The organism is Pseudomonas sp. GXM4 (assembly GCF_008923895.1).
GTDB lineage: Bacteria > Pseudomonadota > Gammaproteobacteria > Pseudomonadales > Pseudomonadaceae > Aquipseudomonas > Aquipseudomonas atacamensis.
Genome location: NZ_WBRZ01000240.1, coordinates 1 through 8,226, shown reverse-complemented (window position 1 = coordinate 8,226; position 8,226 = coordinate 1). Strand labels below are relative to the sequence as shown.

The following is an 8,226-nucleotide window of genomic DNA, read 5'->3' as shown; positions in this document are numbered from 1 at the left end:
AGCCCCGCGCGACGGCGATTCAATTCCTGAGTACACATTTCGTTTTAATCGTAAGCAAACTGATCAATCAACCCCAAGCGAGGAACACGCGTATCGGGCCGCAACAAAGCGCCAGGAGCAATCACAGCGTTTGCGCCAATCTTGCAGCCGTCACCCACCAGCGCTCCGAACTTGCTGACGCCTGTGTCGATCACCTGATCTTCATGGCGGATCCTGATATCAGCCCCGTCCAGTTCGTTCCGGTAGTTGGCGATGATCGCGCCGGCTTCAATATTTACCGCTTCGCCAATCAATGAGTCGCCGACGAAGTTGAAGTGGGCAAGCTTGCTGCCATCGAGCATGAAGGTACTTTTCAGCTCACAGCTGGGGCCAACAATGCAGTTTCTGCCGAGATACACACCACCGCGAAGATAAGCGCCCGCCGCCACGAAACAGCCCTCGCCGATGATGATTGCGCCTTTGAGAACGGCGCCTTGCTCAACCATGGCGGTTTCATGAATCGCACAATAGCCGTGGCGCCGGTATCCCGGGCCGAGCGTTTCAAGCAATTTCAGAATCCGGCTCTCGCAATCCTGAACCACCGCTCAAGGGGCAGCGGAGTCCACGCCCAGTAATGGCCATTGAGCGATGTAATCTTCGATTTTTGGCGATTTCATAAGAGTCTTCCGAATAAGTGAGAGTGGGGCGTGGGTGGACTGTCGACGACTTGAACGACTCGCTACGCCTGCCAGTCGTACCTGTACAAGCATTTTCAAGGTACGGCGCAATGGATAAGACAATTACCGTAGATCAACTGGCTACCACTGATCTGAGATCAATCAACGAGATATGGCTCGGCGGGACCCATACCCAGTTATGCCTATGGCGTGCTGAACAAGTCTTCACCCACGAAATGCTCAGCGAGGGAACCCATGATCAGAATGTCCGACGCCTGTGCTTGCAGTTGGTTGACCCTGACGATCGAGAAGCAGTGGCACGTGTTGAGGCGGTAGCGCGCGAACGACTCGAAGAAATGGGCAAGCAGGGCGAGTTTTACCCGGCCGAGGCGGCGGACACTCGTCAATAGCCGCTCCGCATCTGATGAAAAGCGCTGCTGCTTAAGCAGCGCCTCAAGCGGGCTCCTCAACCCTGCGCACATCCCCCAAGGAATCACGCTGCATCGATTGCAAATTCTTTTCGATGGTTTCGCACAGCGCTTCCATTTGAATCTGGTGTTCGCTGTGGCGGAACGGACTCTGCAGATCGGTGCCGATGCGTTCGATGGCCAGCAGCATGAACCCGACCACGGTCGACGCCAGCGGCGTGAACCAGCCGAGGGATTCCACCAGACCTATCGGGACGATCAGGCAGAACAGCGAAATGAACAGCCGTGGGAAATACACATAAGGGTAGGGCAGCGGGGTGTTGGCGATCCGCTCCATGCCGCCTTGGCTGTTGGACAGATCCACCAGCGTCGACTCAAGCCGCGCCAGGCGAATACTGTCCAGGTGCCCGGCCTTGTATTCGCGAGCGAGCAAAGTCGCCGAGCCGGTGAGGATATCGTTGGCAAAGTTATTGGTTGTGCCACTGCGGGCGAATTCTTCGGCGGGAATAAACGCCCGCACCTCGTCGGGACATGGCTGACCTTGCAGGTGCGCGGCAAGACAATTCACATAAGCAACATGGCGGCGCAACAGCGTGGATTTGACCGGATTCACCTCGCCACCAGCGTCGTCCAGCAGCGTCAGCACCTGCCGGGCGAAGCTGCGGGAATTGTTGATCATCGACCCCCACAGCGTCCGCGCTTCCCACCAGCGGTTGTAAGCGCTGCTGTTGCGAAAACTGATCAATACGATCAACGCCGAACCGAGCAAGGTCAGCGGCATCAGCGGCAGATTCAGCTTGGCGTTGAGAAACAGCATGAAGTCGACGGTGACGGCGATGTCCCAGAGCAGCAACCAGAACAAAGACCAGCCCACGTAACCCAGGGTCTTGATGATCAGACGGTATTTTTTGACGATGGCAGCTTTCAAACGGAAACCTCGTGGCGAGCAGTTTGCTTAAACGCTTAAGCTCGGACGATGCCTGGCACCGGCAGTTCCCTGGTGGAGCGGTCAGCCGTCAGTCAGTCTGTAAAGTCTGGCCCTGTGCAGGGCGAATGCTTTCAAGAAATATCCTCGTCTCTCGATTCGACCGCAGATGAACCACCCGGCAAGCCGATGGCGCCGTTGACACGAATTGGCGCATTTTGGCTCGCGAGGTTTTTCTCGTCCGCCACATGAACTTTAGAAACTCCGGCAGGTTCGCCAGCTGTTCGGGGCAGTTTTCCGGCAAGTCGGGCCGAGACTGACCGTGGTTGAGCAGCGTTCTACGCAGGACGCGCAAGAATCGAAGCGGTGGCGAACGATCGATCCAGATCAGCAGATCTGCACGGGCGATGCGATTTTCCCAAGTGGTTGAATGGCCACCTTCGAATATCCAGCGCTCGCGCGCCTCGACCTCCAGGCAAAGTCGGGTCTTCTCATCCGGGCTTCGCTCGATCCAGCCTGGCTGCCAATGGATCGTGTCGATATGCACGACCGGCAACCCCGTGCACTCACCAAGCTTGCGCGCCAACGTACTTTTGCCAGACCCAGGCTGACCAACAATCATCACCCGTTGCATCGAAGCTCCTTCTCGCTCTGCAAGCTGATTTTTGGGCGGGCGATTCTACGGCAATGCCTGTCTCAGTCAATGACCGTTGAACGCTACGCTGGGTTTTGCCGCGCTCCCCCCACACTGGCTCGGCGGTCCGCCCGCTCGCCGAGCCGCCACCCCAGCAGACCCCACAGCAGTGCACACAACGCGCCGACCAGCGCTGCCATGCCTGCACCTTGGCTGAGGGCGTCCAGCGCGCTTTTTGCCCAGGCACTGATGGCGTCGCCGGCGCGGTAGACCACGGTGTCGATGAAGTTCTTTGCCTTGTACTTGCTCTCGGCATCGAGCGGGGCGAACAGCATCTCCCGGCCTGGGCGCACGAAGGCGTACTCACCGATGCGGCGCACGATCATCAGCGCGGCGATCAGGCCAAAACTGGGCGCGAAGATCAGTCCGATAAACCCCGCGCACATGACCAGCGGCACCATGGCCAACAGCACGCCGACGCCGAGCCTTTGCGCGAGGCGTCCAGTGATGAACAGCTGACAGAGCAGGGCGCCCGCCTGTACGACAAAGTCGATGATGCCGAACACGCGCACCTGCGCCTCGCGGTCCGGGAAGTGTTCGGCGACGACGCGTGCCTGCTCGAAGTAAAGGAAGGTGGAGACTGTCGCCAGCAGCACCACAAAGCCGCAAATGCCGAGCAGATAGGGTGATTTCAGAACGGCCGTAATACCGCTGAACGGATTGCCCGGCAACGGCCTGCGAGGGCTTTCGCTCGGCGCGGCATCGGGGCGTCCTGCGCCACCCCGTTCACGCCAGCGCATCAGCTGGCGCTTGAACCACATCGCAGCGCCGAGCAGAACAGCGGCCAGCAGCATCAGGCCGGACTCGCCCAGCGGACCGATCAGCAAGGCGCTCAGCGCAGGGCCACTCAGGCCGCCGACGCTGGCGCCCGCCGCGATGAACGCGAACAGACGTTTGGCCTGGGCACTGTCGAATACATCGGCCATCAGGCTCCAGGCGACCGATACGACAAACAGGTTGTAGACCGATATCCACACGTAAAACACGCGCGCCAGCCACGGGCTTTCCTCGCCGAGGAACAAGGCGGCGAACAACAGCAGATTGGTGCAGAAGAACCCGTATACCCAGTCCACGAAATGCAGGCGCGGTACGTGTGCGCTGAGCCAGGCGAACAGCGGAACGGCCGCCAGCATGACCAGGAAGGTCGCGGTGAACAGCCACTGCAAGTTCTCGACGCCGGCAGTGATGCCCATCGATTCGCGGATCGGACGGAGCATGAAATAGCCGGCGAACAGGCAAACGAACAGCAGAAAACCGTTGAGCGCAGGGCGCAGCTCGTCAGCCTCGGCATTGATGATGGCGCCGGCGCGGTGGGCGAGAAGAGACGTATCCATGTTGCGCTCCTGTGGGAGTGGCGGGGCAATGGCACGGGGCCTGCCCGTGCCGGGCGGTCAGCGGTAGGTGACGCCGGTCAGTCGCTCGGAGAGTTGCCATAGTGTGGCCGAATTCGAGCGATCGGCAGCGGCCGGCGGCATCTTGGCGAAGCCCAGCGGCCCGCGCTTCTCGTTATCACCGGTAGGCCCGTAGTAGGCGCCGCCAACCGCCTCCAGCGCCGTCGCCGCATACAGCGTGGGCAGCGCGCCCTGCGCTGCGGAATGATACAGGTCCCGCTCTACAGCCCATTGTTTGCCGAATTCACTGTCCAGGCCAGGCCCACGGGCGATCAGCTCGGTCACGGCAACGCCGGGGTGCGCGGCGATGCTGCGTATCCCCCAACCGGCGGCATCGCTGCGCTGCTGCAGCTCGATACTCCACTTCAGAACCGCCAGTTTCGATTGGCTGTAGCTGGCGAAAGGGTCGTAACTGTGCTCAGCCTGCAGGTCATCGAAGTTCAGGCTTGCGCGCCCGGCGGCGATGCTCGACAGGCTGACCACCCGAGCATCGTTGCTTTTGCGTAGCAGGGGCATCAGCAGGCCGGTCAGGGCGAAATGCCCCAGGTAATTGGTCGCCAATTGCATCTCGTAGCCATCGGCGGAAACGCCTCGAACAGGCGGCGACATGATCGCGGCATTGTTGATCAGCACGTCGAGCCTCGGCAGGCGCCCTTGCAGACGGTTGGCGAGGTCGCGCACCGATTGCAGATTGGCAAGGTCCAGCGTTTCGAATTGCACCCGCGCCTCGGGCACGGCTTGCTTGATCTTCGTGATCGCTTCGCGGCCGCGCTCGGCGTTGCGTGCGGCGATGATCACCTCGGCACCGGCGCGCGTCAGGGCCAGCGCGTCTTCATAGCCCATGCCGCTGGTTCCCCCGGTCACCAGCACAATGCGGCCTTTCTGGCTGGGCATGTCGTGGGTTGACCAGTCCGGCTTCGGCTCCGTTCGGGAAGTCGCCTGCGCAGCCAGTGTGCCGGCCATCGCGGAAATGGCGAACAGCATTCGGGTGGCCTTGAGGAGGCGTTGGGTCGCGGTATTGCTCGGCGTAGCGGGTGAATGGCTCATCGGGGGATTCTCATTCGCGTGACAGGTTCCCGCTTGGCGGGGCGAGTGAGCAGTATCGGTGTACGAGTGCCCGAGGATAAGTCGGGCGTTGGTGGATGGCCCGTACGGCATGGCGTACAGTCAGTCGCTTGCGGAGGAAGCGTCCATGCGTAAACCAAACCTTACCGATGTATCGATATTTGCTGCGGTGGTCGAGGCGGGGGGATTTCGTGCTGCCGCGCAAAAGCGCGGTTTATCCGCCTCGTCGTTGAGCGACTGCATGCGTCGGCTGGAAAGCGACCTGGGTGTGCGCCTGCTCAATCGAACCACGCGCAGCGTCACGCCGACGGCGGCCGGCGAACGATTGCTCGAGCGCCTGCGCCCGGCCTTGCAAGAAATCGACGCCGCTTTCAACGATCTGGACGACGACGCTCAGCGCCCGGTCGGCACGCTCAAACTCAACGTGCCAGTGCCGGTGGCACGCTTTCTGTTGCCCGACCTGCTGGCGCGTTTTCTGCGCCTTTATCCAGGGATCAGTGTCGAAGTCGTCATGGACAACACCTTTGTCGACGTCAACGCTGGCGGCTATGACGCCGGCGTGCGCTATGAAGAGAGCCTGGCCAAGGACATGATCGCCGTGCCCATCGGCCCGCGTCGCCAACGCTTCGTTGCAGCCGCCGCCCCGCGCTATCTGGCTGAACGCGGTACGCCCACTCACCCCGAAGAACTGCCGGGCCATGACCTGCTTGGCCATCGCTTCGAGAGTGGCAAAGTCGGCGTATTCGAGTTCCATCGAGACGGCCGTATCGTGCGTATCCCGCCTCAGGGGCAACTGCTGACGTCGTCGCACGATCTGACGATTCGCTCGGCCATCAACGGGCTGGGCATCGTCTATACCTTCGAGGATTTTCTACGCGAGCCACTCTCCGATGGTCGACTGGTGCCGATTCTCGAGGACTGGTGGCAGACATTCGACGGTCCGTTTCTTTACTACCACGGCCGCCGCCACATGCCTTCGCCGCTGAGGGCGTTTGTGGATTTTTTGCGGGGGGAAGGGGAGAGTGCGGAGAGTGCAGGTGTCTAACGCTGTTTCGTGAGGCGAATGCATGGCTTGGCAGCAGAGCGCCCATGGCGACTGGCAGCAATCGGCCAAAAGCGGACATTCGCAAGTTTCACGGAATCAACCTACTAGGCTATGCCCTCAGGAGTCACGATCTGGCTACAGAATCTGGATAGCGTCGGTTGCTTCCTCGCAGCACGGGATCCAAGCAAAATGCCAATTACGCGGCATCATGGTGAGCGCCTTCAACGTGCATTGCTGTGCCGAAGTCGCAGTACTACCCGCCATCAGCGGGATCCGTCAGCTATGTGCCTTCAACCCCGAACGTGTCTTTCAGCGACTGTCGATCATCACGGATAATCGTGCAGGTACAGCCCCATCAGTAGTCAAGCGTTGGGCTAGGCACTGTCAAAAGCGATTACGCGTATCTCCGGCACCAGCAGATGGTCTGACGGTATGGCGACCCTCAGATGATATCTCGATATGAAAATAATTGGATCCGACCACCGCGCTGCTTTGATAGTCGGTCACTGACACCCTAGTAGTCAGGGGGCTGCCTGTCCTAAACTCGCCTAATCGCCGTTTGCAATCTCCGTCAAGTTAACCAAACCGACGGATTAAACTTCGTTTACCTAACCTACCCGTTCGGAAGCTGATCAGACTAGGAATAGCTAATGCCAAATAGCACTACACTGCAAGGAACTGAAAGCGAATCACGGGGCAGGATGCAGGACAGCCACTTAGGAAAACAGGTGGACAAGTTGAGCTACGCTCTAGATATAGCAATGAATAGTAGCGTGCAAACACCCTATGGAACTGTACCACTGACGAGCGCACTGGCATCCAATGATATACAAATTGTTAAGCCCGCCATCATGCTGCTCAATAATCTCAAGAGGAAAATGGAACCAATATTGACGAGTGACCAGAGATTTCCTGGGGCAGTCAATTATATCCTCAAAACAGAATCTGGACGAAAAGGGATCTATCCAGCTAATTGCCTTGAGGCCTTGCTGCATCGAGCAAAAGCAAGTGGATGCACCTCAGAAGCCATCACTTGGCTACAACGAGTCATAGCGGCAGACAATAGCAATGTCTTGCTAATTGAGACTCTTTGGGGGCTTTCAATTCACGAGCCATTGCAATTGACTGAGGCAATTCAGCTATTACCCATAGCTCAACTACCTGAAAGTGCGCAAAAAAAGTTTTTTACTCCGGGTGCGGACAGAGGTATTAAACGCAGCTGGACAGTTCCACGTATAGTCAGTGACGCACCTGGTGGAGCGCTGGTAGGAACACTTAAGTTGCAGCATGCCGTTCAAAAGTACGAGATTGGCCAGAAACACTGGGACGAGTTAGCACATGACAGGGATGCTATTGCTGCGCTAAAAAAGGAGTTCCATGACATTTCATTGATTATGACATTGGCTGGGCCGAGCCCTGTTATAGGAACAGCCATATGGATGGAGTATGAAGATCCTGACCTGAAATTCTATGGTGACTTTTTAAGCGCGTGGGGAACCCGATCAATTGAAGTTGTCCCACTCACAGGGCAATGTCGCGATTCTAAAGACGCGGTAAAAATCCCAGCAATGCTTTCCGAGTTTCATCGATTAGACGCAAAAACAAAATTACAGATTCGGGTAGCTTTGGAACGTTTCAATCTCGCGCTTCGCAGAGGTAGCTTGGGAGATATAGCAATCGACCTCGCGATTGCATTAGAGTCTTTGACCGGCGGGAACGAAACAAATGAAGTTACTCATAAGGTCACCACACGCACAACTAGAATGCTTGGTGGTGATGCGAACGAACGCAATCGAATTCGTGACATTGTGAAAGCCACCTACCATTATAGAAGCTCAATGGTACACAACGGTCAGCAACCCAAAGATTCACGAAAGATTTGCGGCTTGAAGGTTGACGAACGAGTTATCTTGACTCAAGCATTCTCGATCTGCGCCGACTTAATAAAAACCATTTTGCACAACGGCACTATTCCTGATTGGAGCGAATTTGATATCTCACATTAATTTACAGTCTCAGTTG

8 protein-coding genes are annotated in these 8,226 nt (G+C 57.8%); 3 read left to right on the top strand and 5 right to left on the bottom strand.

The features are described from left to right. Positions 1 to 44 precede the first annotated feature (44 nt). Positions 45 to 581 carry a DapH/DapD/GlmU-related protein gene (locus tag F8N49_RS22300; RefSeq protein WP_256675494.1) on the bottom strand — a complete coding sequence of 179 codons (537 nt, stop codon included), beginning with the start codon at positions 579 to 581 and terminating at the stop codon, positions 45 to 47. A 185-nt stretch (positions 582 to 766) separates the two neighbouring features. Here F8N49_RS22300 and F8N49_RS22295 point away from each other — a divergent pair, with 185 nt between their 5' ends. Further along, positions 767 to 1,066 carry a hypothetical protein gene (locus F8N49_RS22295; RefSeq protein WP_071171971.1) on the top strand — a complete coding sequence of 100 codons (300 nt, stop codon included), beginning with the start codon at positions 767 to 769 and terminating at the stop codon, positions 1,064 to 1,066. Between the two features lie 43 nt (positions 1,067 to 1,109). Here F8N49_RS22295 and F8N49_RS22290 read toward each other — a convergent pair whose 3' ends face one another. The 4 genes from F8N49_RS22290 to F8N49_RS22275 form a co-directional block, all read right to left on the bottom strand. After that, positions 1,110 to 2,012 carry a bestrophin family protein gene (locus tag F8N49_RS22290; RefSeq protein ID WP_024012629.1) on the bottom strand — a complete coding sequence of 301 codons (903 nt, stop codon included), beginning with the start codon at positions 2,010 to 2,012 and terminating at the stop codon, positions 1,110 to 1,112. An 88-nt stretch (positions 2,013 to 2,100) separates the two neighbouring features. Further along, a complete protein-coding gene (locus F8N49_RS22285) occupies positions 2,101 to 2,643 on the bottom strand; it encodes an AAA family ATPase (protein ID WP_151552625.1) in 543 nt (180 codons plus the stop codon). Between the two features lie 83 nt (positions 2,644 to 2,726). Beyond that, on the bottom strand, positions 2,727 to 4,037 hold the full coding sequence (locus tag F8N49_RS22280; protein WP_151552623.1) for an NTP/NDP exchange transporter: 1,311 nt from the start codon (positions 4,035 to 4,037) through the stop codon (positions 2,727 to 2,729). Positions 4,038 to 4,094: 57 nt separating this feature from the next. Continuing rightward, on the bottom strand, positions 4,095 to 5,141 hold the full coding sequence (locus tag F8N49_RS22275) for an SDR family oxidoreductase (RefSeq protein ID WP_151552621.1): 1,047 nt from the start codon (positions 5,139 to 5,141) through the stop codon (positions 4,095 to 4,097). Between the two features lie 145 nt (positions 5,142 to 5,286). On the opposite strand from F8N49_RS22275, the gene F8N49_RS22270 reads away from it, so the two are divergent. Both F8N49_RS22270 and F8N49_RS22265 read left to right on the top strand, forming a co-directional pair. After that, positions 5,287 to 6,204: a LysR family transcriptional regulator gene (locus F8N49_RS22270; RefSeq protein ID WP_151552619.1), complete on the top strand. Its 918-nt coding sequence runs from the start codon at positions 5,287 to 5,289 to the stop codon at positions 6,202 to 6,204. Between the two features lie 650 nt (positions 6,205 to 6,854). Then, positions 6,855 to 8,210 carry a HEPN domain-containing protein gene (locus tag F8N49_RS22265; RefSeq protein WP_151552617.1) on the top strand — a complete coding sequence of 452 codons (1,356 nt, stop codon included), beginning with the start codon at positions 6,855 to 6,857 and terminating at the stop codon, positions 8,208 to 8,210. Positions 8,211 to 8,226: the final 16 nt, after the last annotated feature.

Excerpts from the sequence above, each read along its gene's own strand:
- F8N49_RS22295 (WP_071171971.1), top strand. The coding sequence starts at position 767 with ATGGATAAGACAATTACCGTAGATCAACTGGCTACCACTGATCTGAGA.
- F8N49_RS22280 (WP_151552623.1), bottom strand. The coding sequence starts at position 4,037 with ATGGATACGTCTCTTCTCGCCCACCGCGCCGGCGCCATCATCAATGCC.
- F8N49_RS22275 (WP_151552621.1), bottom strand. The coding sequence starts at position 5,141 with ATGAGCCATTCACCCGCTACGCCGAGCAATACCGCGACCCAACGCCTC.
- F8N49_RS22265 (WP_151552617.1), top strand. The coding sequence starts at position 6,855 with ATGCCAAATAGCACTACACTGCAAGGAACTGAAAGCGAATCACGGGGC.
- F8N49_RS22270 (WP_151552619.1), top strand. The coding sequence starts at position 5,287 with ATGCGTAAACCAAACCTTACCGATGTATCGATATTTGCTGCGGTGGTC.
- F8N49_RS22285 (WP_151552625.1), bottom strand. The coding sequence starts at position 2,643 with ATGCAACGGGTGATGATTGTTGGTCAGCCTGGGTCTGGCAAAAGTACG.